Annotated in this window: 24 protein-coding genes; 17 read left to right on the plus strand and 7 right to left on the minus strand. The window is 69.0% G+C overall.

The annotated features are described in order from the left end of the window. Positions 1–7: 7 nt before the first annotated feature. Positions 8–208 carry a ubiquitin-like small modifier protein SAMP2 gene (gene samp2 / locus IEV64_RS06000; RefSeq protein WP_004973827.1) on the minus strand — a complete coding sequence of 67 codons (201 nt, stop codon included), beginning with the start codon at positions 206–208 and terminating at the stop codon, positions 8–10. A gap of 105 nt (positions 209–313) precedes the next feature. Here samp2 and IEV64_RS06005 point away from each other — a divergent pair, with 105 nt between their 5' ends. Continuing rightward, entirely contained in the window at positions 314–1,297 is a 984-nt protein-coding gene (locus tag IEV64_RS06005) for a replication factor C small subunit (RefSeq protein ID WP_188423428.1), read from the plus strand. An 80-nt stretch (positions 1,298–1,377) separates the two neighbouring features. Here the strand turns inward: IEV64_RS06005 and IEV64_RS06010 are convergent, their stop codons facing one another. After that, on the minus strand, positions 1,378–3,639 hold the full coding sequence (locus IEV64_RS06010; protein WP_188423429.1) for a GAF domain-containing protein: 2,262 nt from the start codon (positions 3,637–3,639) through the stop codon (positions 1,378–1,380). Between the two features lie 147 nt (positions 3,640–3,786). Further along, entirely contained in the window at positions 3,787–4,272 is a 486-nt protein-coding gene (locus IEV64_RS06015; protein WP_188423430.1) for a TspO/MBR family protein, read from the minus strand. Between the two features lie 122 nt (positions 4,273–4,394). Between IEV64_RS06015 and alaS the strand changes: the two genes are divergently transcribed. The 9 genes from alaS to IEV64_RS06060 all read left to right on the plus strand — a co-directional run bounded on the left by alaS (position 4,395) and on the right by IEV64_RS06060 (position 13,238). Continuing rightward, positions 4,395–7,163, plus strand: coding sequence for an alanine--tRNA ligase (gene alaS, locus IEV64_RS06020; protein WP_188423431.1), 2,769 nt, complete (start codon positions 4,395–4,397; stop codon positions 7,161–7,163). A 92-nt stretch (positions 7,164–7,255) separates the two neighbouring features. After that, the gene (locus IEV64_RS06025; RefSeq protein ID WP_089779814.1) at positions 7,256–8,032 is read left to right on the plus strand and encodes an alpha/beta fold hydrolase; all 777 of its coding nucleotides are present in this window, start codon (positions 7,256–7,258) and stop codon (positions 8,030–8,032) included. A 114-nt stretch (positions 8,033–8,146) separates the two neighbouring features. Continuing rightward, positions 8,147–8,860 carry a type 1 glutamine amidotransferase gene (locus IEV64_RS06030; RefSeq protein ID WP_188423432.1) on the plus strand — a complete coding sequence of 238 codons (714 nt, stop codon included), beginning with the start codon at positions 8,147–8,149 and terminating at the stop codon, positions 8,858–8,860. Positions 8,861–9,001: 141 nt separating this feature from the next. Then, positions 9,002–10,165 carry an acyl-CoA dehydrogenase family protein gene (locus IEV64_RS06035; protein ID WP_007275521.1) on the plus strand — a complete coding sequence of 388 codons (1,164 nt, stop codon included), beginning with the start codon at positions 9,002–9,004 and terminating at the stop codon, positions 10,163–10,165. A 108-nt stretch (positions 10,166–10,273) separates the two neighbouring features. Further along, positions 10,274–10,564 carry a DUF7853 family protein gene (locus tag IEV64_RS06040; RefSeq protein ID WP_004968958.1) on the plus strand — a complete coding sequence of 97 codons (291 nt, stop codon included), beginning with the start codon at positions 10,274–10,276 and terminating at the stop codon, positions 10,562–10,564. A 192-nt stretch (positions 10,565–10,756) separates the two neighbouring features. Then, a complete protein-coding gene (locus IEV64_RS06045; RefSeq protein ID WP_007275520.1) occupies positions 10,757–11,080 on the plus strand; it encodes a 4Fe-4S dicluster domain-containing protein in 324 nt (107 codons plus the stop codon). Positions 11,081–11,124: 44 nt separating this feature from the next. Beyond that, the gene (locus IEV64_RS06050) at positions 11,125–11,499 is read left to right on the plus strand and encodes a VOC family protein (protein ID WP_004065539.1); all 375 of its coding nucleotides are present in this window, start codon (positions 11,125–11,127) and stop codon (positions 11,497–11,499) included. 120 nt (positions 11,500–11,619) lie between these two features. After that, positions 11,620–12,072: a ferritin-like domain-containing protein gene (locus tag IEV64_RS06055; protein WP_188423433.1), complete on the plus strand. Its 453-nt coding sequence runs from the start codon at positions 11,620–11,622 to the stop codon at positions 12,070–12,072. 203 nt (positions 12,073–12,275) lie between these two features. Beyond that, positions 12,276–13,238: an L-lactate dehydrogenase gene (locus IEV64_RS06060; RefSeq protein ID WP_004968960.1), complete on the plus strand. Its 963-nt coding sequence runs from the start codon at positions 12,276–12,278 to the stop codon at positions 13,236–13,238. Positions 13,239–13,256: 18 nt separating this feature from the next. Here IEV64_RS06060 and IEV64_RS06065 read toward each other — a convergent pair whose 3' ends face one another. The 4 genes from IEV64_RS06065 to IEV64_RS06080 all read right to left on the minus strand — a co-directional run bounded on the left by IEV64_RS06065 (position 13,257) and on the right by IEV64_RS06080 (position 17,433). Further along, complete coding sequence (locus tag IEV64_RS06065) at positions 13,257–15,374, minus strand: (Fe-S)-binding protein (RefSeq protein WP_188423434.1); 2,118 nt, start codon at positions 15,372–15,374, stop codon at positions 13,257–13,259. Between the two features lie 80 nt (positions 15,375–15,454). After that, positions 15,455–16,159, minus strand: a complete 705-nt coding sequence (locus tag IEV64_RS06070) for an energy-coupling factor transporter transmembrane component T family protein (RefSeq protein WP_188423435.1) — start codon at positions 16,157–16,159, stop codon at positions 15,455–15,457. Then, complete coding sequence (locus tag IEV64_RS06075) at positions 16,153–16,854, minus strand: energy-coupling factor ABC transporter ATP-binding protein (RefSeq protein WP_007275514.1); 702 nt, start codon at positions 16,852–16,854, stop codon at positions 16,153–16,155. The genes IEV64_RS06070 and IEV64_RS06075 overlap by 7 nt, the downstream gene beginning before the upstream one ends. Further along, entirely contained in the window at positions 16,855–17,433 is a 579-nt protein-coding gene (locus tag IEV64_RS06080) for a biotin transporter BioY (RefSeq protein WP_049920595.1), read from the minus strand. A gap of 161 nt (positions 17,434–17,594) precedes the next feature. On the opposite strand from IEV64_RS06080, the gene IEV64_RS06085 reads away from it, so the two are divergent. From IEV64_RS06085 to IEV64_RS06115, 7 genes are all read left to right on the plus strand, one after another. After that, entirely contained in the window at positions 17,595–18,200 is a 606-nt protein-coding gene (locus tag IEV64_RS06085) for a conditioned medium-induced protein 4 (RefSeq protein ID WP_188423436.1), read from the plus strand. A gap of 53 nt (positions 18,201–18,253) precedes the next feature. After that, on the plus strand, positions 18,254–20,362 hold the full coding sequence (locus tag IEV64_RS06090) for a minichromosome maintenance protein MCM (RefSeq protein WP_007275511.1): 2,109 nt from the start codon (positions 18,254–18,256) through the stop codon (positions 20,360–20,362). 91 nt (positions 20,363–20,453) lie between these two features. Further along, on the plus strand, positions 20,454–20,756 hold the full coding sequence (locus tag IEV64_RS06095) for a DUF7854 family protein (RefSeq protein WP_007275510.1): 303 nt from the start codon (positions 20,454–20,456) through the stop codon (positions 20,754–20,756). A 126-nt stretch (positions 20,757–20,882) separates the two neighbouring features. Next, positions 20,883–21,221 (plus strand): DUF7855 family protein, encoded by a 339-nt coding sequence (locus IEV64_RS06100; protein ID WP_188423437.1) that lies wholly within the window; start codon positions 20,883–20,885, stop codon positions 21,219–21,221. After that, complete coding sequence (locus IEV64_RS06105) at positions 21,218–22,153, plus strand: DUF7856 family protein (RefSeq protein ID WP_188423438.1); 936 nt, start codon at positions 21,218–21,220, stop codon at positions 22,151–22,153. The genes IEV64_RS06100 and IEV64_RS06105 overlap by 4 nt, the downstream gene beginning before the upstream one ends. A 70-nt stretch (positions 22,154–22,223) precedes the next feature. Then, the gene (locus IEV64_RS06110) at positions 22,224–23,129 is read left to right on the plus strand and encodes a DUF7857 domain-containing protein (RefSeq protein ID WP_188423439.1); all 906 of its coding nucleotides are present in this window, start codon (positions 22,224–22,226) and stop codon (positions 23,127–23,129) included. Then, positions 23,126–23,788 carry a P-loop NTPase gene (locus IEV64_RS06115; protein WP_007275506.1) on the plus strand — a complete coding sequence of 221 codons (663 nt, stop codon included), beginning with the start codon at positions 23,126–23,128 and terminating at the stop codon, positions 23,786–23,788. Before IEV64_RS06110 ends, IEV64_RS06115 begins: the two co-directional genes overlap by 4 nt. Positions 23,789–23,891 lie beyond the last annotated feature (103 nt).

Here is a 23,891-nt window from a genome sequence, read left to right on the forward strand (position 1 = left end):
GCGCCGACTACCCGCCTTTGATGAGGCGGAGCACCTTCACGCGGTCGACCTCGACGGGCTGGTCTTCGGGAACGGGGCGGCCGTCGACGAGGACGGTCACCTCGTGGGGGCTGAGGTCCACCGCCCGCACGAGGTCCGCGTAGGTCCCGCCGTCGCCGACGGCGACCTCGCTGGTCTCCTCGCCGACGACCTCGACGGTCACGTTCATGGTCGCTCGTGGGTCGGGCGCGGGTTTCAGTCCGTCGGCTCGGCGTCGGCCGAGGGCGCTCTCCGTCTCGCACGGTTTATGTGCGGGGCGGTCGGTAGAACGGATATGAGCGAGGCCGCGGAGTCGGGCGACGCCCCGGCGGGTCGTGAAATCTGGATCGAGAAGTACCGACCGCAGACGTTCGACGACGTCTACGGGCAGGACGACATCGTCGAGCGCCTGCGGAGCTACATCGAGCGCGACGACCTGCCGCACCTCCTGTTCGCGGGGCCGGCGGGCGTCGGCAAGACCACCTCCGCGACGGCCATCGCCCGCGCCATCTACGGCGACGACTGGCGCGGCAACTTCCTCGAACTCAACGCCTCCGACGAGCGCGGCATCGACGTGGTCCGCGACCGCATCAAGAACTTCGCACGCTCGTCGTTCGGCGGCCACGACTACCGCGTCATCTTCCTCGACGAGGCCGACTCGCTGACGAACGACGCGCAGTCGGCGCTCCGCCGGACGATGGAGCAGTTCTCCGACAACACCCGGTTCATCCTCTCGTGTAACTACTCCTCGAAGATCATCGACCCCATCCAGTCGCGCTGTGCGGTGTTCCGCTTCTCGCCGCTCGGCGACGACGCCGTCGCGGAGCAGGTCCGCGACATCGCCGCGGCCGAGGGCATCGAGGTCACGGAGGACGGCCTCGACGCGCTCGTCTACGCCGCCGGCGGCGACATGCGCCGCGCCATCAACTCCCTGCAGGCCGCCGCGACGACCGGCGAAGTCGTCGACGAGGAGGCCGTCTACATGATTACCTCGACCGCCCGCCCCGAGGACATCGAGAAGATGGTCCGGAACGCCATCGACGGCGAGTTCACGGCCGCCCGCAAGCAGTTAGAGACGCTCATCGTCGACACCGGAATGGCCGGCGGCGACATCATCGACCAGCTCCACCGCTCGGTCTGGGAGTTCGACCTCGACGAACGCGAGGCCGTCCGCCTCATGGAGCGCATCGGCGAGGCCGACTACCGCATCTCGGAGGGCGCGAACGAGCAGGTCCAGCTCGAAGCGCTCCTCGCGTCGCTCGCACTCTCGCAGAACTGAACTCGGTACACTGAACCGGCCGCGCCGACCGCCGCGGTTCCCGGTCGTCTCCGGTCTCTCCGCTCGTTTTCACTCGCCCGTCACGCCCGGAACTCGAAGCGCGCGCCGCCCGCCGTCCCCGACGTCACGACGGCCGTCCAGCCGTGGGCCTCGGCGATGGACTCGACGATGGCGAGGCCGTAGCCGATGCCGTCCTCGCCGGTCGTCTCGCCCGGTTCGAACACCTCGTCGCGGCGCTCGGGCTCGATGCCCGGGCCGTCGTCTTCGACGTAGAAGCCGCCGTCGACGCCGCCGACCTCGACGCGCACGTCGCGGCCGCCGTGTTCGACCGCGTTCCGAAACAGGTTCGCCAGCAGTTCGACGAGGCGGTCCTCGTCGGCGTCGACGACGACCGACTGGCAGGTGACCAACTCGGCGTCGGCGGTCTCGGTCGTCGCCCACGCCTGTTTGGCGACCGCCGGGAGGTCGACCCGCTCGGTCTCGTCGACCAGTTGGCCGCGGCGGGCGAGCGACAGCAGGTCGTCGATGAGCTGTTCCATCTGTTCGAGCGCCCGCTCGGCGGTGTCGAACCGCGACTCGTCGCCGGTCTCGCGGGCGAGGTCGAGGTTTCCGCGGGCGACCGAAAGCGGGTTCCGAAGGTCGTGGCTCACGATGTTCGCGAACTCTTCGAGGCGCTCGTTCTGTCGCTCTAGCTCGCTTTCGCGGGTCTTCCGCTCCGTGATGTCGGTGTAGATGGCGTAGCCCGCCCCGCGCTCCTCGCCGGGCGACAGCGGGACGACGTTCAGGATGAACTCGCGGACGCCGCCTTCGGTCCGTCGGCGGACCTCCCCGCGGTAGCTCTCGCCGGCGGCGACGAGGAGTTCGGGGATGGTCTCGTCGGCCCCGGGTTCGGGGACGGGGTCCGGGTCCGGCTCCGGGGGGACGATTCGACCGAGGAGGTCGCTTCCGACGACGTCGTCGGCGTCGTAGCCGAACGCCGACTGGAACGCCCGGTTCACGTCGCGGACCGTGAGCGCGCCGCCCTCCACGTCGTAGGCGACGGCGGCGTCGGAGACGTGTTCGAACAGCGCCGTCGAGCGGTCGCGCTCGTCTCTGAGCCGCGACTCGGCGCGGATGCGCTCGGCCGTGACCGCGACGTGCGCCATGAGGAGTTCGGTCAGTTCGGCGTCCCGCTCGTCGAACGCGGCGGGCGTGAACGCGGTCGCCTGAAAGACGCCGATGTCGCCGATTGGAACACTCAGGACGGCGCGGTACATCCGCTTGACCGGCCGCGCCTCGGGGTGGTCGCGCACGTCGTCGGTGATGTTCGTGGTCCTCGACAGGTACACCTCGGCCGCGATGCCGCCGTCGTCGAGCGGGACGCGCTCCGCGCCGTCGGCTGGGGCGTCGGACGAGATGGCCGTCGGGACGATGTGGCCGTCTTCGACGACGCCCACGTAGCTGATGTCGAACTCCAAGATGTCGTCCGTGATTTCGACGGTCCGCTCGAACAGCTCGTCGAGGCTCGTCGCCGCGGCCAGTTCGGTGGCCCCCCGGTGGAGCCGCTCTATCTGCTCGCGGCTCTGCCTGACGGCGGCCTCCGACTCGATGCGACTTCGCGTCTCGGAGACGTACGACACGAGGAGTTCGGCCAGCGTGAGGTCGGTCTCGTCGTACGCGCCGACCTCGTTGGAGATAGCCTGAAACACCGCGTCGTCGCCCGCGGGCACGCTCAGCGCCGAGCGATACGCGGGGTCGTTGGGGTCGGCTTCCGGGTGGTCGCGCACGTCGTCCACGAGAAACGAGCGTCCGGTCCGGTAGGTCCGCCCGAGAAGGCCCGTCTCGTCGGATATCGGTCCCGTCCCGACCAGACCGTCGTTGTTGGCGGCGACGTAGAACCCCTCGCCGTCGTGGCGGAAAAACGAGGTGTTGTCGAACTCGAGGATGTCCTCGGTGAGCCCGATGGCGCGTTCGTACAGTTTCTCGACCGTCTCCGCGGCGATGAGCTCCGTCGTCCCCTCGTAGAGCCGTTTGAGGCGCTCCCACTCGGGGTCGTTCCTCGGCTCCGCCGCCCGCTCGGCGTCCGTGCCTGCGCCCGCGTCGTCGCCGGACGCGAGCAACCAGCGGACCTGCGATTCGAGCGCGGCGCGGTCGCCGCGTCTGACGTAGGCGTCGAATCGGTCGGGACGGTCGACGGCCTCGGGCGGCACGTCGGTGTACAGCACCGTCGCCACGCCGTCGGGAACCTCCGCGTCGGGGTCCGCGACGACGGCGCACGCGGCGTCGCTCGGACCTTTCCCGTCACTCGGTGACGCCACCGTGACCCCGTCGCCGAGGTCGATACCGTCGAAGTCGTCGTCCACGAAAACCGTTGGGTCCGTCGCGTGCACGGCAGTCTCCCTATCGAAGGGCAACGAGAACTATAATCGTTGCGGCATGTTTTCAATAAGCAAGAACGCGCCGCGAGCGGTCCGATTCGGCGGCGCGGCGCTTTGACCCCGCCGGATTACTCAGTTTAGCGACCAGAAGCCGTAGTTGAGCGCGGCGGCGAAACACGTCCACAGGAGATAGGGGACGAGGAGGCCCACGGCGCGCCGGTCGACGGCGGCGAACTCGCGCATCGTCGCCAGAATCGCCGCGATGAGGACGACGATGACGGCGAGGCCGGCCGCGGGGGACTGCAGTCCGAAGAACGCCGCGGACCACGCGACGTTGACGACGAGGTGGCCGACGAAGACGGTGAGCGCCCGTTCGCGGCGGGGGTGGTCCCGTCGGGAGACGAGCCACGCGCCGACGCCCATCAGGGTGAAAAGCGTCACCCAGACCGGGCCGAACACCCAGTTCGGCGGGGCGAACCACGGGCGGGCGAGCGTCGCGTACCACGACCCCACGGCGGTGACGGTGAAGACGCTCCCGAGCGCGCCGGCGAGTTGCGCGAGGACGACCCACGCGAGCAGTTCGACCGCGGGCCGCCGCCGGAGTGAAGCGAGTTCCATACCCCTCGTACGCTCGGGAGGGAAAAGAACGACGCGGCCCGTGCGGGCGAAATTGTGGGGAATCGGGCGTCTGCGTCCATTTCCCGGAACTGTTTTACCCGACGGTAGACCAGAGTTTGGCAATGAGCGAACTCGAAGCGGAGTACCGCCTCGACTACTTCGAGGAGGAGGGCTTCTACCGGAAGCAGTGCCCCGTGACGGGCGTCCACTTCTGGACACGAGACCCCGACCGCGAGACCTGCGGTGAACCGCCCGCCGACGACTACACCTTCATCGACAACCCCGGCTTCGACGAGGAGTACACTCTCGAAGAGATGCGCGAGAAGTTCCTCTCTTTCTTCGAGGAACACGACCACGAGCGCATCGACCCCTACCCGGTCGCCGCGAACCGCTGGCGCGACGACGTGCTCTTGACGCAGGCATCTATCTACGACTTCCAGCCGCTCGTCACGTCCGGCGAGACGCCGCCGCCGGCGAACCCGCTGACCGTCTCCCAGCCCTGTATCCGGATGCAGGACATCGACAACGTGGGCAAGACCGGCCGCCACACGATGGCGTTCGAGATGATGGCCCACCACGCGTTCAACGCCCGCGAGGAGGCCGGCGACAAGTACGCCTACGAGGGCGAGGTCTACTGGAAAGACGAGACGGTCCGGCTCTGCGACGAGTTCTTCGAGTCGCTCGGCGCGGACATCTCCGAAATCACCTACATCGAGGACCCGTGGGTCGGCGGCGGCAACGCCGGTCCCGCCTTCGAAGTCCTCTACCGCGGCGCGGAACTCGCCACCCTCGTTTTCATGTCGATGAAGCAGGACCCCGAAGGCGAGTACGAACTCAAGGACGGCAACACCTACTCGCCGATGGACACCTACATCGTCGACACCGGCTACGGGCTCGAACGGTGGACGTGGGTGTCACAGGGGACGCCGACGGTGTACGAGGCCGTCTACCCCGACATGATAGAGTTCCTGAAGGACAACGTCGGCATCGAGCACACCGACGAGGAGGAGGAACTCATCCACCGCGCGGCGAAGCTCTCTGGCCACCTCGACATCGACGAAATCGACGACCTCGCCACCGCGCGCGCCGGCGTCGCGGGCGAAATCGGCGTCGACGAGGCCGAACTCACCGCGTTGCTCCGCCCGCTCGAAGACATCTACGCCATCGCGGACCACTGCCGCACGCTCGCGTACATGTTCGGCGACGGCATCGTCCCCTCGAACGTCGGGACGGGCTACCTCGCCCGCATGGTCCTCCGACGCACGAAGCGCCTCGTGGACAACCTCGGCGTCGACGCCCCGCTCGACGAGCTCGTGGACATGCAGGCCGAGCGGCTGGACTACCAGAACCGCGACACCATCCGCGACATCGTCCGCAGTGAGGAGCGCAAGTACAGAAAGACGCTCGAACGCGGCTCCCGCAAGGTCCAACAGCTCGCCGACGACTACGCCGACAAGGACGAACCCATCCCGGTCGACGAACTCATCGAGCTGTACGACTCCCACGGCATCCAGCCCGACATGGTGCAGGAAATCGCCGAGGAGCGCGGCGCGACCGTCGACATCCCCGACGACTTCTACTCGCTCGTCGCCGACCGCCACGAGCAGGTCGACGGCGAGGAGGACGCCGAGGAGCGCGACGACCGCCTCGGGGACCTCCCGGCGACGGACAAGCTCTACTACGACGACCAGGAGCGCACCGAGTTCGAGGCCGTCGTCCTCGACGTGTTCGAGCGCGAGGAGGGCTACGACGTGGTCCTCGACCAGACGATGTTCTACCCCGAAGGCGGCGGACAGCCCGCCGACCACGGCTCGCTCGCCACCGACGACACGACCGTCGAGGTGACCGACGTGCAGATCGTGGGCGACGTGGTGCTCCACCGCACCGACGAGGACCCCGGTAAGGGCGAGTTCGTCCGCGGCCAGCTCGACGCCGAGCGCCGCCGTCGGCTCATGCGCCACCACACGGCGACCCACGTTATCGGCCACGCCATCCGGACGGTCCTCGGCGACCACATCCGGCAGGCCGGCGCGTCGAAGGGCGTCGACCGCTCGCGGCTCGACGTGACCCACTACGAGCGCATCACCCGCGAAGAGGTAAAGCAGATAGAGCGCGTCGCCAACGAAATCGTGATGCAGAACATCCCGGTCAAACAGGAGTGGCCGGACCGCCGCGACGCCGAGAAGAAGTACGGCTTCGACCTCTATCAGGGCGGCATCCCGCCGGGCGAGCAGATTCGCCTCATCCACGTCGGCACCGACGTGCAGGCCTGCGGCGGTACCCACGTCAAGCGCACCGGCGACATCGGGGCCATCAAGGTGCTGACGACGGAGCCCGTCCAGGACGGCGTCGAGCGCGTCGCCTTCGCGGCGGGCGACGCGGCCATCGAGGCCACCCAGCGCACCGAGGACGCGCTGTACGGCGCGGCCGACGTGCTCGACGTGAACCCCGCGGACGTGCCCGAGACGGCCGAGCGCTTCTTCACCGAGTGGAAGGAGCGCGGCAAGACCATCGACCGCCTGAAGACGGAACTCGCCGAGGCGCGCGCCGCGGCCGGCGCGGACGAAATCGACATCGACGGCACGCCCGTCGTCGTCCAGCGGCTCGACGGCGACGCCGACGAACTCCGCGCGACCGCCAACGCGCTGGTCGAGGAGGGCAAGGTCGCCGTCCTCGGCTCCGCCGCGGGCGGGAGCGCCCAGTTCGTCGTCGGCGTCCCCGACGACGTGGGTATCAACGCCGGGCAGGTCGTCGGCGAACTCGCCGGCAAGGTCGGCGGCGGCGGCGGCGGCCCCGCGGACTTCGCGCAGGGCGGCGGCCCCGACGTGGACGCGCTCGACGACGCGCTCGACGAGGCCCCCGACGTGCTCCGGACGGTCCTGAACGCCTGAGTCGGTCCCGCGGCTCCCGCGAGTTCGCTTCGTTTTCGCTTTTTCGCGCCCGAGACGGACGCCCTAAGTCGCTCGCCCGCCGAGCCACCGGTATGCCCACGGCAGTCGCGGACGGGGTCGAACTGTACTACGACAGCGAGGGCGACGGCGAGACGGTCGCCTTCGTCGGCGACGCGGGCTACGGCGCGTGGCAGTGGGGCTGGCAACACGCCGCCGTCGCCGGCCCCTACGAGAGCCTCGTGACCGACCTCCGCGGGGCCGGACGCTCCGACGCCCCCGCGGGACCGTACTCGGTCGAGACGCTCGTCTCCGACCTCGTGGCCGTCCTCGCGGACGCGAACGTCCGGAAGGCCCACCTCGTCGGGTTCGGCCTCGGCGGGCTGGTCGCGCTGGAGGCCGCGCGGACGACGAACCGCGCCCGGAGCCTCACGCTCGTCGGCACCGCCGCCTCCGGGGAGGGAGTCGACCCCGAACCGCTCTCTGCCGCGCCCGACGACCCGGCCGCGCTCCGCGAGTCGCTCGCGCCGGCGCTCTCCGAGGCGTTCCGCGCGGAACAGCCCGAGGTGGTCGACCAACTCGTCTCGTGGCGCGGACGCGAAGACGCCGACCCGGAGGCGTGGGCCGCGCAGGCCGCCGCCGTCGCCGACTACGACGCCGGCCCGCTGTACGAGGTGACGGTCCCGACGCTCGTCCTCCACGGCGACGACGACCCGGTCTGGCCGGTCGAGGGGGGCCGCGCGCTGGCCGAGGGACTCCCGCGCGGCGAGTTCGAGTCGTTCGCGGGCGCGCGGCACCTCGTCACCGTCGAGCGGTCGCGGCTCGTCAACGACGCGCTCGTCTCCTTTCTCGAATCGGTCGGCGACGACTGAGCGTCGTTCCGGCGCGTTCACCCCGCTGTCGCGGCCGCCGTCGCGCCTCGCAGATGCCGGCAGTGAGCGGTCCGGGCGCAACTTCTTTAGAGCCCCGCCGATTGTCTCTCCACGATGACTCGCCCGCGACTCGCGTTCTTGGACGCCTCCCACGGCGATTCGAGCACGTCACGAAACTTCAGGCGCGAACTCGACGCCGACCTCGTCGAGTTCGACGTTACCGACGGCCGTCTCCCAGACCACTTCGACTACGACGGCGTCGTTATCAGCGGCTCGTCGTCGTCGGTCTACTGGGACGAGCCGTGGATTCGAAGCCTCGTGTCGTGGGTCGCCGACGCGGACGAGCGCGGCGTTCCTCTCTTGGGCGTCTGTTTCGGCCATCAGGTCGTCGCGGCGGCCCTCGGCGGCACCGTCGAGGACATGGGCGAGTTCGAACTCGGCTACAACGAAATCGAACGCACCCGCCCCGACGACGAGGACGACATCCTCGCCGGCATCGGCGAGCGATTCACCGTCTTCACCTCCCACGGCGACCGAGTGGCCGAACTCCCGTCGGGCGCGGACCTCCTCGCCGAAAACGAGTTCGGCGTCCACGCGTTCCGCCGGAACCACGCCTTCGGCGTCCAGTTCCACCCCGAGTACGACACCGACACCGCCGAGACCATCGCCCGGCAGAAGGAGTTCCTCCCCGACGAGCGGATTCAGTCGGTCGTCGACGGCATCACGCCGGAGAACTACGCCGCGGCCTGCGAGGCCAAGCGCCTGTTCGACAACTTCGTCGGCTACGTGAACCGGGCGAACGCGGGCTCGGTCGAATCGGCGGCCTGACGGCTCGACTGCCGTCTCGCGGTTTCGGAGCCGTCTCTGAATCACGACCGCCCCGTTTCCGTCTCCGACTTTTCGACCGTCCGTCTCCGCGAACCTCGACCGAGCGAATCGCTTTTCACCGCGCCGAGCGCAGAAACCATCATGCTCGATTATCTGGAATTGGAGGGCGACCTGACCGGCGAAGAGAAACTCGTCCGCGACGAGGCCCGGCGCTTCGTCGACGAGCAGGTCAAACCCGACATCGGCGAGCACTACGAGGCCGGGACGTTCCCGACCGACCTCATTCCGAAGATGGGCGAACTCGGCTTCTACGCACCCAACCTCGACGGCTACGGCCTCCCCGGTCTCGGCGAGCGCGCCTACGGCCTCCTGATGCAGGAACTCGAAGCCGGCGACTCCGGCCTCCGGTCGATGGCGAGCGTCCAGGGGTCGCTCGTCATCTACCCCATCCACGCCTACGGCTCCGACGAGCAGAAACAGCGCTGGCTCCCGAAGCTCGGGTCGGGCGAAGCGGTCGGCTGTTTCGGTCTGACCGAACCGCAACACGGCTCCGACCCGTCGGGGATGGAGACCCGCGCCGAGCGCGACGCCGACGGCTACGTCCTCAACGGCTCGAAGACGTGGATTACGAACTCGCCCATCGCCGACGTGGCGGTCGTCTGGGCGCGCGACGTGTCGGCGGAGGGGTCGCCGGTCCGCGGGTTCCTCGTCGAGACCGACCGCGACGGCGTGACGACGAACAAAATCGAGGACAAGCTCTCGATGCGCGCGTCGGTCACGGGCGAAATCGGCCTCGACGACGTGCGGGTCCCCGAGGAAGACGTCCTCCCGGGCGTCGAGGGGATGAAGGGGCCGCTTTCGTGTCTCACGCAGGCGCGGTTCGGCATCGCGTGGGGCGTCGTCGGCGCGGCACGCGACGCCTTCGAAGACGCCCGTCAGTACGCGAAGGACCGCGACCAGTTCGGCGGCCCAATCGCGCGGTTCCAACTCCAGCAGGGCAAGCTCGCGGAGATGGCGACCCAAATCACGAACGCGCAACTGATGGCCCACCGCCTCGCCGACCTCAAAGAGCGCGGCGACCTGCGACACCAGCAGGTGTCGATGGCGAAGCGCCACAACGTCCGGGTCGCCCGCGAGGTTACCCGAACCGCCCGCGAGATGCTCGGCGGCAACGGCATCACGACCGACTACTCGCCGATGCGCCACATGGAGAATATCGAGACCGTCTACACCTACGAGGGGACCGACGACATCCACACGCTCGTCCTCGGCGCTGACCTGACGGGAATCGAAGCATTCGACTAGCCGTCGGGAGCGGACGCCCCCGTGGCTTTCGCGGTCGTGCGTGTCGCATGACAACAGTACACATACATTTATGCCTCCCCGCCCATAGGTTACGGTAGAGGCCCCACAATGACCACATCGGCCCAGGACCGTCCGACGGCGCTCGACCTCTCTCGCGAAGAGACGTGGGTCGTCCACGCCGCGTTGCTCGACGCCATCGAGCGGGCGGTCGATGCAGACGAAGAGCCGACGCCGGCCCCCGGCCTGCTCGCGCGGGTCGAGGCCGGCGACGAAGATTTCGACAGCGCCGAACTCGACTATCTCGTAGACGCCCTCCGCACCTATCGGACACAGGCGCCCGCCCGGGACGACCACCACATCTCGCGCGTCCTCGAACACATCGAGGCCGCGCGGGTATAGTCGCCCGACTGACGTTCGCCCGCTGGTTTCCTTTCGCCGTCACGCTTCCGAGCGACCGCGCTCCTCGCGGATGTCGACGGCGCGCCCCGGTCGCCTCTCGGTGACCGGCCCCGGCCCGCCCCCGATTCCGTCTTCGATTTCTCGCGTCGCCGATGCGGACGTTTTAGTACCCGGTGCGGCCAACGCCCGGCGATGGCTATCGACTCGAACTTCGACCAGAACCGGGAGCGAGCGGGCGACGAAAACGGCGTCGCCGTCTGGGGGCCCGTCGAACCGCCGGAGAAACTCGGCATCCACGGCACCCACGTCGCCGTCGACTACGACATCTGTCTCGCGGACGGCGCGTGCCTCGAAAACTGCCCCGTGGACGTGTTCACGTGGGTCGACACGCCCGACCACCCGGTGAGCGAGCAGAAGGTCGAACCGACCAACGAAGACCAGTGTATCGACTGCATGCTCTGTGTCGACATCTGCCCCGTCGACGCCATCGACGTGGACGCCTCGCGGCAGGCCTGACACGAAGACCAGACGTTATCTCTCCGCGCCGCGTCGCGTCGGCCATGGGTCTCATCCACACCGCCCTCGTCGTCTCGGACATCGACGCCACGCTCGACTTCTACGCCGACCTCGGTCTCGAACGGACCAACGAGTTCGAACTCGACGGCGTCCGGAACGTCTACGTCGGTAGCGACGACACCGACATGGAACTGCAGTTCAAGTACGACCCGACCTCGGCGGCGCGCGTCGAACCCGCCGGCATCGACCACGTCGCGGTCGAAGTCGCCGACGCCGACCGCGCGTTCGAGGACATCGTCGAGGCGCAGTCGCCGGAGGTCGTCAAGCCGCCGGTCGACATCGACCCGGCGAACGCCCGCGCGGCGTTCGTGAAGGACCCCGACGGGTACGTCGTCGAACTCGTCGCGCTCGAAGACTGACTCCCCGCGTCGCCGACCCGTCTCATCCGCCGATTTTCGCCGACGCCGACGGCTCGACCGCCCGCCCGACTCGCCGCGGCGAACAGCTATTTGTTGCCAGAGCGTCAATACGAAGTCGCTATGTCCGAGGACGTAACCGCGCTGTTGAAGCGCGCCTACCAGGACGAGATCGAGACGGTGATGAACTACATGACGAACTCTATCGTCCTCGACGGCGTCCGGGCCGAGGAGATAAAGCAGTCCCTCCAGACCGACATCCAAGAGGAGCTCACCCACGCGGAGCAACTCGGGAACCGACTGAAGCAACTGGACGAGAAACCGCCGGGCTCCGCGTCCTTCGAGGCGCGCCAGCACGACCTCCAGCCGCCGGAGGACAGCACGGACGTGCTCGCCGTCATCAACGGCGTTCTCGGTGCCGAGGAGGACGCTATCGAGACCTACCGCGCGCTCATCGACGCGGCCGAGGAGGCCAACGACCCCGTCACCGAGGACCTCGCCGTGACCATCCTCGCCGACGAGGAGGCCCACCGGACCGAGTTCCGCGGCTTCAAGAAAGAGTACGACCGCGAGTAACTCCGCGGGCGGCGGGCGACCGCACCCGCGACGGTCGGCGTGGTACCGGTGCGACGGTTCGACGACTCCGATACTTCTTCATCTTTAAAAAATACGCCGCTACCGGACGGTTTCTAACAAATTATCATCCGTTACGGGAGTTGTACTCCCAGTTCTTCGAAACGGAGCTCTGTTTTTATCAAGCCGTCGCTCGAACGACCGGTATGAGCACTGAACGCGGCAAAGGTACGGTGGCGGTCGTCGGCGGTGCGGGCGCAGTCGGGTCGAGCACGGCGTTCGCGCTGATGGAGAGCAGTCTCGTGGGCGAAATCATCCTCGTCGATATCGCCGAAGAGCGCGTCGAGGGCGAGGCGATGGACCTCAACCACGGGTCGTACTTCACGTCGCCGGTCCGGGTGCGGACGGGCGACTACGAGGACTGCTGGGACGCCGACGTGGTCATCGTCACCGCCGGTGCCAGCCAGAAGCCGGACGAGACCCGCCTCGACCTGATGGAGCGGAACGCCGACATCTTCGCCGACATGATTCCGCAGATTACCGAGGGGCTGAACGACGACGCCGTGATGCTCATCGTCACCAACCCCGTCGACGTGCTGTCGTACGTCACGTGGAAGGTGTCGGACCTGCCGGCCGAGCGCGTCATCGGGTCGGGGACCGTCCTCGACACGTCGCGGTTCCGCCACTCGCTCAGCCGCGAGTTCGACCTCGACCCCGCGAACGTCCACGCCTACGTCGTCGGCGAGCACGGCGACAGCGAGGTGCTCGTCTGGAGTTCGGCGAACCTCGGCGGCATCCCGTTCGTGTCGTACGCCACCAGCCACGGCGTCGACGACGTGGACGCGCTCAAAGCCCGCGTCGAAGAGGAGGTGCGCGAGGCCGCCTACGAGATTATCGAGCGCAAGGAGCGAACGAACTACGGCGTCGCGCGCTCGGTGGCCGCGACCACGGAACGCATCCTCGGCGACGACAACTCTATCCTCACCGTCTCGACGCTCGTCTCGGGCGAACACGGCATCGACGACGTCTACATGAGCCTCCCGTGTACCGTCAACCAAGGCGGCGTCCGCGACGTCCACGAGTTCGACCTCTCGGCGGACGAGACGGCGGCGCTCCGGGAGTCGGCGGACGTCATCCGCGAGTCCATCGAGCGGTTGGACCTACAGTAAAATAGCCGCGCCGCCGACTCAGTCGGCCGACGCGGGCGTCGTATCCGTGCCCGCTTCCGTCGCCGCGGCGGTCTTCGCGTCGAGCGCCTCAACGACGAGTTCGGCGATGTCAACGACGTCGATGTCCTCTTCGTAGTCGCCGGTCTTGCGGCCGTCTTCGTACATCGTCGCGCACATCGGGCAGGCGACGACGAACCGCTCGACGCCGCCGGTCGTGTCGTCCAGCGCCTCGCGCAGGCGCTCTTCGGACGGCTTCGACTCCTCTTCGTGGTCCATCCAGAGGCCGCCGCCGCCGCCGCCGCAACAGAACGACTGGTCGCGGTTACGCGGCATCTCGGCGAGTTCGACGCCGGTCGCGCGGATGACCTCGCGGGGCGCTTCGTACTCGCCGTTGTACCGGCCGAGGTGACACGGGTCGTGGTACGTCACCGTCTGGGCGGCGAGTTCGTCGCCCGCGAGGTCGAGGCGGTCGTCGCCGACGAGGCGCTCGACCAGTTGGGTGTAGTGGTACACCGGGTAGTCGAACGAGTCGTCCATCTCCGGGTACTCGTTTTTGAACGTGTTGTACGAGTGCGGGTCGGTGCAGACGATTTTGTCGAACTCGCAGTCGGCCATCGCGGCGGCGTTGTCCTCGACGAGCATCTCGTAGAGGCCCTCCTCGCCGACGCGGCGCACGTCGTTGCCGTCGTGCCCTTCGTCCTCGTAGAGGATGCCGTAGGAGACGCCGGCTTCCTCGAAGATGCGGGCCAAAGAGCGGGCGACGGCGCGGTTGCGCTCGTCGTAGGAGGGGTAGTCGCCGACGTACCAGAGGAACTCGACCGGTTCGTCGCGGGCGTCGGGCACCTCGAAGTCGAGGTCGTCGGTCCAGTCGGGCCGCTTGCGCTGGGGGTCGCCGAAGGCGTTGCTGTTCTGGAAGATGTTCATCATCGCCTCCTGCACCGGCTCTTGCTGTTGGCCCGTCTCGGTGAGCCGGCGGTTCATCTCGGTGAAGTGCGTGAGGTGCTCGATATCGACCGGGCAGGCGTCCATGCAGGCCATGCAGGCCATGCAGGACTCCATCGACTCGGCGTCGACGACGGAGGTGCCGCCGTCCGCGACGATGTCGACGGAGTCGCCGCCGGCGTCGACCGACTCGCGGTAGGTCTTCAGGTCGAGAATCACGTCCCGCGGGTCGAGGTTGCGGCCGGAGGCCTTCGCCGGGCAGGCGTCGGTACAGCGGCCGCACTTCGTGCAGGCGTCCATGTCGAGCATCGCCTTCCACGAGAAGTCGTCCTCGGAGACGTAGCCGATTTCGTCCGGCGGCGTGTCCGCGGGGACCGCCGGGAGGCGCTTGCCGGCCTTCTCGTCTGCGGTGACGACGTTGGCGAAGGAGGTGAGCATGTGCAGGGGCTTGGCGTAGGGGACGGCGGCGACGAACGCCAAGGCGAGGAGCGCGTGGGACCACCAGCCGAACCAGTAGAGCGTCTGGGCGAGGCCCTGCCCCATGCCCGCGGTCTCGAACACGACGGCGACGAAATAGCCGACGAAACTCACCGTCTCGAAGTCGGGGAAGTCGGTGCCGACGATGCGGACGCCTTCGAGGACGTAGCCGCCGACGCCGAGGAGAAACAGCGTCCAGACGAACGCGGCGTCCTCGAAGCCGGTGTGTTTGCCCCACAGCCGCGGGTGCCGGACCCCGTAGCGCCGCCACAGCGCCATCCCGACGCCGACGACGAACGCGAGACCCATAAGGTCCATGACGAACGAGTACGAGCGGTAGAAGTCGCCGACGAAGAAGGAACTGCCCGTCACCCGCCGCCACACGTCGATGTCGATGGCGAGGATGGTCGTCCCGATGAGGAGCGTCAGGAAGCCCCACATAATGAACGCGTGCATCACGCCGGCGAACCGGTCGCGTTTGAACTGTTTTTCGTTGGAGAACACCACTTTCGCGGCCCGAACCGTCCGTCCCGGGAGGTCGGACAGCCGGTCGAACGGGTCTTCGCCACCCCGCGCGTATCGCGCGAACCGCTCGTACACCCCATAGAGGAAGACGAGCGACGCGATGACGGCCAGACCGTAGAAGAGCGCCTCGCCGACCGGACTAATCGTCCAGAACGTCTCCCGCGTAACATCCGCCTGTGCCGCAAAGTCCATAATCAATCACCGGAGAACGGCGGGTTAAATCTTGCCACCCGAGGCGTGTCGGTCGGCGGATTACGAGCGCTCCGGCGACCTCAGAGCGCGAGGCTGGCGAGGAGCGCGGCGGCGAGGACGAGTCCGGGCGCGTCGCGCCGGTCGAACCGAATCTCGGGGAGCGTCGGGTTCCACGCGAAACACCGCGCGCGGAGGGCGAGCGCGAGCGCGTCGGCCCGCGCGAACGACCGCCGGAGGCCGCCGGCGGCGACGAGCGAGAGCCGTTCGTCCAGCCGCCGTTCGCTCCCGAGGCGGGCCGCCTGCGCCTCGCGGACGCGACGCAGGTCGCGGCGGACCAAGGGGAGAAACCGGAAGACGAGCGCGACGCCGACGCCGAGCGCGACGCCGACGCGACCCGGCACGAGTCGCTGAATCGCCGCGCGGGACTCGCGCACGGGCGTCGTCCTGACGTACGCCGCCGCGACGAAGAAGACGAAAAGCACGCGGACGCTGGCGAGCGCCGGTTCGACGGCCGCCTCGGGGTCGAACCACGGCGCGCCGAGGCGGGCGGCCTCGACGACCGGGCCGAGCGCGAGGAACGGAATCGCATAGCGGAGGTCGCGGAGGGCGGACACCGGTGAGGTGTCGGCGGCGCGGAGACAGCCCGCGGCGACGGCGCCGAGGACGACGAGCCCGGCGGGCGTCGTGTGCGCGAACCCGGCCGCCGCGAAGGCGACCTGCACCGCGAGCTTGGTCCGCGGGTCGAGTCGGTGGGCGAGGCTGTCGCCCGGCTCGTAGGTCAACACGGCGGGCGAACGTCGAGGTCGGGGAGGCGGTCTGCGGCCTCGTCGGGCGCGGCGTCGAGGGCGACGTCGCCGTCGGCGAGGGCGACCACGCGGTCGGCCAACTCGGCCACGTCGCGCAGGTCGTGGGTGACGACGACGAGGCTCGTGCCCTCGGCGCGGAGGTCCCGGAGGCGGGCGAGCACGGAGCGCCGGGCGAGTTCGTCGAGGCCGGTGAACGGCTCGTCCAAGACGAGATGGTCGGGATGCATCGCCAGCGCGCCGGCGATGGCGAGGCGTTCGACTTCGCCCCCGGAGAGGGCGTCGACGCGCTCGTCTTCCCGGCCGTCGAGGTTGACCGCGGCCAGCGACTCGCTGACGCGGCGGTCGATTTCGTCGCGGTCGAGGCCGAGGTTCTCCGGGCCGAACGCCACGTCAGCGCCGATTGTCGCGGCGACCAGTTGGTCTTCGGGGCGCTGGAACACCATCGCCACCGCGGTCCGGGCGGCGACGAGGTCGTCGGCGACCCGGCGGCCGTTGACCGAGACCGTCCCCTCGTCGGGGTCGAGCAGGCCGTTGAAGTGCCGGACGAGCGTGGTCTTGCCGGAGCCGTTCGCGCCCGCGACGATGACGCACTCGCCGTCGTCGATGGCGAGGTCGACCCCGTCGACCGCGACCGTGTCGCCGTAGCGGTGGACGAGTCCCTCGACGCGAATCATCTACTGGGCGGCGATGGCGTCGGAGCGGACGATGCCGACCGCGGCGGCGATTTTGAACGCCTCGGCGGGGATGAACGCGGCGGAGGCCGTCCAGAAGGCGGATTCGAGGCCGACGCTTTGGACGTACGCGAACCCGAGCGTCCCGAAGGCGTAGACGACGACGGTGCCCGCGACCATCGCGCCGACGAGTCGGACGGTGCGCACGCGGTAGTCGCCGATGTCGACGCCGCCGTGGACGACGAGGCCGACGACGGCCGCGGCGACGGGGTACGACCAGAGGTAGCCGGCGGTCGGGCCGACGAGCGGCGCGAACCCGGCGGAGCCGCCGGCGAACACCGGCGCACCGAGGCCGCCCGCGACGAGGTAGAGCGCGATGGAGCCGCCGCCCCAGACGGGGCCGAGGAAGATGCCCGCGAGGAAGACGACGAGCACCTGCATCGTCACCGGAATCGGCGAGACGGGGTTCGGGAACGAGACGTAACTGCCCGCGCCCATGAGCGCCGCGAACAGGGCGGCGCGGGCGATGTTGCCGACGAGTTCGTCGCCGACGAGTTCGACAGACTCGCGTTCGGTTGCCATGCCCATCGCTGTCTCGTAAACCCAGTTTAACCTATCGGTTTACGAAGTTCGCGGCCGGGGAGCCGGTTCGGGCCTCGTCGGTCGATTCGAGTCGTCTCTCCGGCGCTCGGCGGCTCTCGGGTCAGCATCATTAAAGACGCTGGACGTGCCATTCTCCGGGTATGGACGAAAAGACCGCCGAGCTCCGCGACATCTTCATCGAGGCGACCGGCTCGGACACCGTGACCGAACAGCAGTCCGAGTCGCGGGGGTCGCTCGCCGACGTGGACGACCCCGAAGCGGTCCGCGAGCGCGTCCACGACACCGTGGCGACGATGCGCGAGCGCTACGCGTTCGAGACCGACTTCGACGACGACGCGCTCGTCGCGCTCGTCGTCGGCTTCTTCGACGGCGACTCCGACGCCGACCTCGCGGTCGAACTCGACGCGTCGCCCGAGGCGGTTCGCACCGCCCGGTTCGACCTCCATCTCGTCCGCGACGCCGACCGCGAGTTCCCGTTCGACGCCGACCGCTTCGACAACCTGCTCGTCGACGGCGCGGACGACGAGACCATCGCCGAGACGCTCGACGTGCCCGTCGAAGTCGTCGCCGAGTGCCGCCCCGCCGCCGAGGCGGACATCCGCTCGAGCCGGGCCAACTACCGCTTCCGCGACGACTTCGCGGAGCTGTTGACCGACGACGACCTCTCGAACCGGCTGGCCGAGGACGCCCGACGCGACGGCCTCCGCGAGGCGACAGAAGATATCGAGACCGACGTGTCACTGTAGCGGTCGGTCAGACGACGAAGGTTCTTAACCACCTGGGGACATACCCCTGTGCGATGGCGCAGGCCCCCCAGAACCGAGACCTGACGGAGCGGTTCATCGAGTTCTACCGAAACTACTACCGAGAGGAGATCGGGACGCTCGCACAGCAGTACCCGAAGGAAAAGCGGTCGCTGTACATCGATTACGACGACCTCTATCGGTTCGACTCGGAGCTCGCGGACGACTACATCACGAAGCCCGGTCAGTTCCAGGAGTACGCGGAGGAGGCCCTGCGCCTGTTCGACCTCCCCGCGGACGTGAAGCTCGGGCAGGCGCACGTCCGGATGCGAAACCTCCCCGAGGCGGTCGATATCCGGAACATCCGGGTCAACGACGACCACATCGGGACGCTCATCTCGGTGCAGGGCATCGTCCGCAAGGCGACCGACGTGCGCCCGAAAATCACGGAGGCCGCCTTCGAGTGCCAGCGCTGTGGGACGATGAGCTACATCCCGCAGGGCGACGGCGGCTTTCAGGAACCCCACGAGTGTCAGGGATGCGAGCGTCAGGGGCCGTTCCGCATCGACTTCGACCAGTCGAACTTCGTCGACTCCCAGAAACTGCGCGTTCAGGAGTCCCCCGAGGGCCTGCGCGGGGGCGAGACGCCGCAGTCGATCGACATCAACCTCTCTGACGACGTGACCGGCAAGGTCACCGCCGGCGACCACGTCACCGCCGTCGGCATCCTCCACATCGAACAGCAGACCTCGGGCAACGAGAAGACCCCCGTCTTCGACTACTACATGGAGGGCATCTCGCTCACCATCGAAGACGAGGAGTTCGAGGACATGGAGATATCCGACGAGGACGTGGCCGAAATCGTCGAACTCTCGAACGACCCGGCCATCTACGAGAAGATGGTCGAGTCCGTCGCGCCCGCCATCTACGGCTACGAGCAAGAGAAGATGGCCATGATTCTCCAACTGTTCTCGGGCGTCACGAAACACCTACCCGACGGGTCGCGGATTCGCGGCGACCTGCACATGCTGTTGATAGGGGACCCCGGAACTGGCAAATCGCAGATGTTATCATATATCCGACATATTGCTCCTCGGTCGGTCTACACCTCCGGCAAGGGTTCGTCCTCGGCGGGTCTCACCGCCGCGGCCGTCCGCGACGACTTCGGCGACGGCCAGCAGTGGACGCTCGAAGCCGGCGCGCTCGTCCTCGCGGACAAGGGCATCGCGGCGGTCGACGAGTTGGACAAGATGCGGCCCGAGGACCGCTCTGCGATGCACGAGGGGCTCGAACAACAGCAGATTTCGGTCTCCAAGGCCGGCATCAACGCGACGCTCAAGTCGCGGTGTTCGCTCCTCGGCGCGGCGAACCCGAAGTACGGTCGCTTCGACCAGTACGAGCCGATCGGCGAGCAGATAGACCTCGAACCCGCGCTCATCTCCCGGTTCGACCTCATCTTCACGGTCACGGACGACCCCGACCCCGACGAGGACTCGAAGCTCGCGGACCACATCCTCAAGACCAACTACGCGGGCGAGCTGAACACCCAGCGAACGAACGTCGCCAACTCCGAGTTCACCGAACAGCAGGTCGACGCCGTCACCGACGAGGTCGCGCCCACCATCGACGCGGACCTGCTTCGCAAGTACATCGCCTACGCGAAGCGCACCTGCTATCCGACGATGACCGACGAGGCGAAACAGGTCATCCGCGACTTCTACGTTGACTTCCGCGCCCGCGGTGCCGACGAGGACGCGCCCGTCCCCGTGACCGCCCGGAAGCTCGAAGCGCTCGTCCGCCTCGGCGAGGCCTCGGCCCGCGTCCGCCTCTCGGACAAGGTGACCCGCGAGGACGCAGAGCGCGTCACGGGCATCGTCGAGTCCTGCCTGCGCGACATCGGCATGGACCCCGAGACCGGCGAGTTCGACGCCGACATCGTCGAGACGGGTCGCTCGAAGACCCAGCGCGACCGCATCAAGAACCTCCTCGAACTCATCCGCACCATGCAGGAGGAGTACGATGAGGGCGCGCCCCACGAGGAGGTCCTCGAACGCGCCAACAGCGAGCTGAACATGGACGAGAAGACGGTCAACGACCAGCTTGACAAGCTCAAGATGAAAGGCGACATCTACGAGCCCCGCGGCGACGTGTACCGCGCGACCTGAGCCGCCGACCTCGATTCTCACACCGTCCGCGACCGTTCCCGCGCGGAACCGACGAACTTAGTGGAGCGTGCGCTGAGGGGACAGACGACCGATGGACCGAATCTCCGCCATCCGCAACATCGAAGACGCCATCCGCGACCTCGAATCGGGTGACGCGGACCTCGCCAGCACCGAGCGGCGCGTCGTGACCGTCCTCCGGACGTTTGCGACGGAGTTCGAAGACGACGCCGGCGACGGGACGCTCGACGCGTGGACGGCCGTCGGCGACGACCGCGCGGAGGGGCTCGTCGTCCTCGCCGCCGACGCCGCCGACGCGCGAGCGCGGGTCAGAGACCTCCTCGACGAGGCGACCGGCGACGCCGACGACGTGTCGTTCTCCGTCGAGCGCGTCTGAGACGCAACGCGGGGGATTCGAATATGGGGTTCGGCACCACGCGCCACCGTCCGCACGACCGCCGGACGAGTGGCCTGCGGTGCCGCTGTCGAACGATTTTTCTCCCGGCTCCGTGACCGGTCGTGCGTGCTGTTGGTCGTGACTTACTCGCAGGCGGCGCGGACGACGCTTCGGAACATCTGTCGGACCCACGAGGGGGTCGTGGTCCGACGACTGGGCCGCGCCGCGCTGTTCGACGAGACGGAGCTGGCCGCCTTCCTCGCGCTTCGGCTTCGGGAGAAACACGACGAGGCCGTTCAAATCGAGCGAACCGAGCCGTTCAACGAGTTCTCGGCGGTCCCCGACGCGGTCCGCGAGGCCGCGGCGGCCTACGAGGACCGCGAGTCGCCGGCGACGCCGTACAGCAAGTTCGCCTCGGGAACCGACCACCCGTCGGCCGCGGAGATGAAGCGCCGCGAGCTATGAGGCTCCGACTGCCCGACGGGACCGTCTACGAAGGGTCGGCAATCGACCTCGCCGGCGAGTCGGTCGACGTCGACGCCGTCGTCGCCGCGGTGCGGGCGGACGACGGGACCGACGCGCCGGGCACGCTCCGAATCGACTGCCCGTCGCCCGGCCCCGGACACGACAGACTCGGCAGAGTCCCGGTCTCCGCGCCGTCCCCGTCTCCGTCCCGCGGGTGGCTCCTCGCGGCGGCCGGTCGGTCGCACGGCCGCCGCTCTCCGGTCGCCGACGACCTCGCTCGACTCGAAGCGAAACTCGCCGAGCACCGCGACGATGCGGCCGAGGAGGCGGAGGCGGACGAACGCGAACGGCCCGACACCTCGGCGGCCGCGCTCCGAGACGCCCGTCGCCGCGTCGCCGCCGCCGGAGAGGACGAGTCTCGACTCAGAGAGCGCGTCGCGGCTCTCCGCGGGCGGGTGAACGCCCACCGCGACGCCGGCGACGACGAGGCGACCGCCGCGGCGCGCGAGGAGCTCGTCTCGGCGGCGACTGAGCTCTCGGAAGTCGAGACGGAGCGCGTCGCGGCCGAACAGCGGCTTTCGGCGCTCGAACGCGCGGTCAGAGCCGAGCGAGACGGGCGGGAGGCGCGACTCAAACTCGAAGACGCGGTCGAGAACCGCCGCCGCGAGGCCCGGGCGCACTTCGCGGCCGAACTCGGAGCGGAGTTCGAGGCGGCGCTTCGAGACCTCGCGTCGCTCCCGGCGACGGCGACGGCGACCGCGGCGGTCGACTCGCCGCCCGAACCGCCCGCCCTCGAATCGGACCCCGTCGCCCGCGCGCTGGCCGCCGTCCGCCTCGCCGACCTCTCCGCGCCGGTCGTCCTCTCGTGCGGCCGGTTTTCGGACGCCGAGGCCGCCGCGGACTGGCTCGGCGTGCCGGTCGTTCGGTGTTGACAGTCTGAGCGTCGGCCGCCCCGGTCGCTCCGGGCGTTGGTTTATATGCGAAGCCGCGGCCACCCCCGCTATGCACACCGATATCGACGTGACCGCGGCCGACGGCGTCGCCCTCGTCTCGGTCCGAGTCGACAACGACGCGCCGGTCGACCGCCGCGTCAGGCTTCGCAACCGCCTTGACGGCCCGGTGCTCCCGCCGCGCCGTGCCGGCGTCCCCGAACCCGGGTGGGACGACGAGGGTTTCGACGGCGTCGTTCCCGCGGGTTCGACGGTTGCGCTCGGCTACGCCGTTCCCCTGTCGACGTCGGGCGACCGCGACGCCGCGCCCGCCGACGTCGACGGTTCTCCGGAGCGCGCGGTCGACATCGAGGTTCTCGGCCGCGCCGACGAGTCGGAACGGGCCGCCGATTCGACGCCCGAGGACGCGGTTCGGACGCTCGGTTCGGCGCGGCCGCCCGCGGACGCGGTCCCCGTCTCTTCTGACCCGTCACCGACGACAGCTGAGTCGGCGACGCCCGAGCCGGAGACGCCAGAGTCGGCGTCGCCTGAGCTGGAGACACCCGAGCCGACGCACGCGACGACCCCCGAGTCCGACGAGGAGCGACCCGGCCCGATTTCGCAATCGGAACGCGCCGCCGCCCCCGACCGAACCGGACCGTCCGAACAGCCGACTGACGACGAGGTGTCGGCGGCGGTCGGGGTCAGCGAGGCGCGCGGGCACGAGACCGGGCAGTCGGTCCAGTCGGCGTCTCTCGCGACCGTCGAGCGACGCATCGAACTCGCCGAGCGACTGGACGGCGCGTCGGTCGCGGACGCCGCGGCCGCGCTCTCCGAGGCCGACTTCGGCGTCGAGGCGCTCGACTCGCTCGACGCGGACCGAGCGCGACTCCGCCGGTTGGCGGCGCGGGCGACGGCGCTCGCGGACCGCGCGGCCGACGCCGACCCCGACGCGGACGCGCTCCGGAGGCTCGCGTGATTCTCGCGGTCGTCTCCGGGAAGGGCGGCGTCGGGAAGTCGACGCTGTCGTTCGAACTCGCGGCGGAACTCGGCGCGGTCGTCGTCGACGCGGACCTCGGGATGGCGAACCTCCCGTACGCGCCCGGCCCCGACCTCCACGACGTGCTCGCGGGGCGGGCGGACCCCCTCGAAGCCGTCCGCTCGGGCGGGCCGGTCTCGATACTCCCGTGCGGCCGGACGCTCGCCGGCGCGCGCGCCGCCGACGTTCGCCTCCTCGCCGACGCGCTCCGCGCGGTCGAGGCGGCCCACGGCGACGTGGTCGTGGACTGTCCCGCCGGGATGCGCGCCGACACCGGCGTTCCGCTCGCCGTCGCCGACGCTTGCGTCGTGATCGCGTCGCCGAAGGGGTACGCGCTGGCCGACGCGGTTCGGACCCGCGAACTCGCCCGCGAACTCGGGTGCGGACTCGCCGCCGTCGCGGTCAACCGCGTCGTCGACCCGGTGCCGCTCGACGCCTTCGCCGACGTGCTCGGTGCGCCGGCGACGGAGGTCCCCGCGGACGCGCGGCTCTCCGAGGCGGTCGAGCGGTTCGAGCCGGTCGTCGCGTCGTCGCCGGAGAGCCTTCCCAGTACTCGGATTCGGGAACTCGCGGACGCGGTCCGGGTAAGCGGTCGGTAGAAGCGTCGTCTCGTTTTCGGTTCGGTCGCGCGACAGTCGTTCAGTTCTCGGTTCGTCGCTTCGGCTTCGGCTAGCGAACCGTCGCGGCCACGGTCTGCGGTGT

This window comes from Haloferax sulfurifontis (assembly GCF_014635105.1).
Classification (GTDB): domain Archaea; phylum Halobacteriota; class Halobacteria; order Halobacteriales; family Haloferacaceae; genus Haloferax; species Haloferax denitrificans.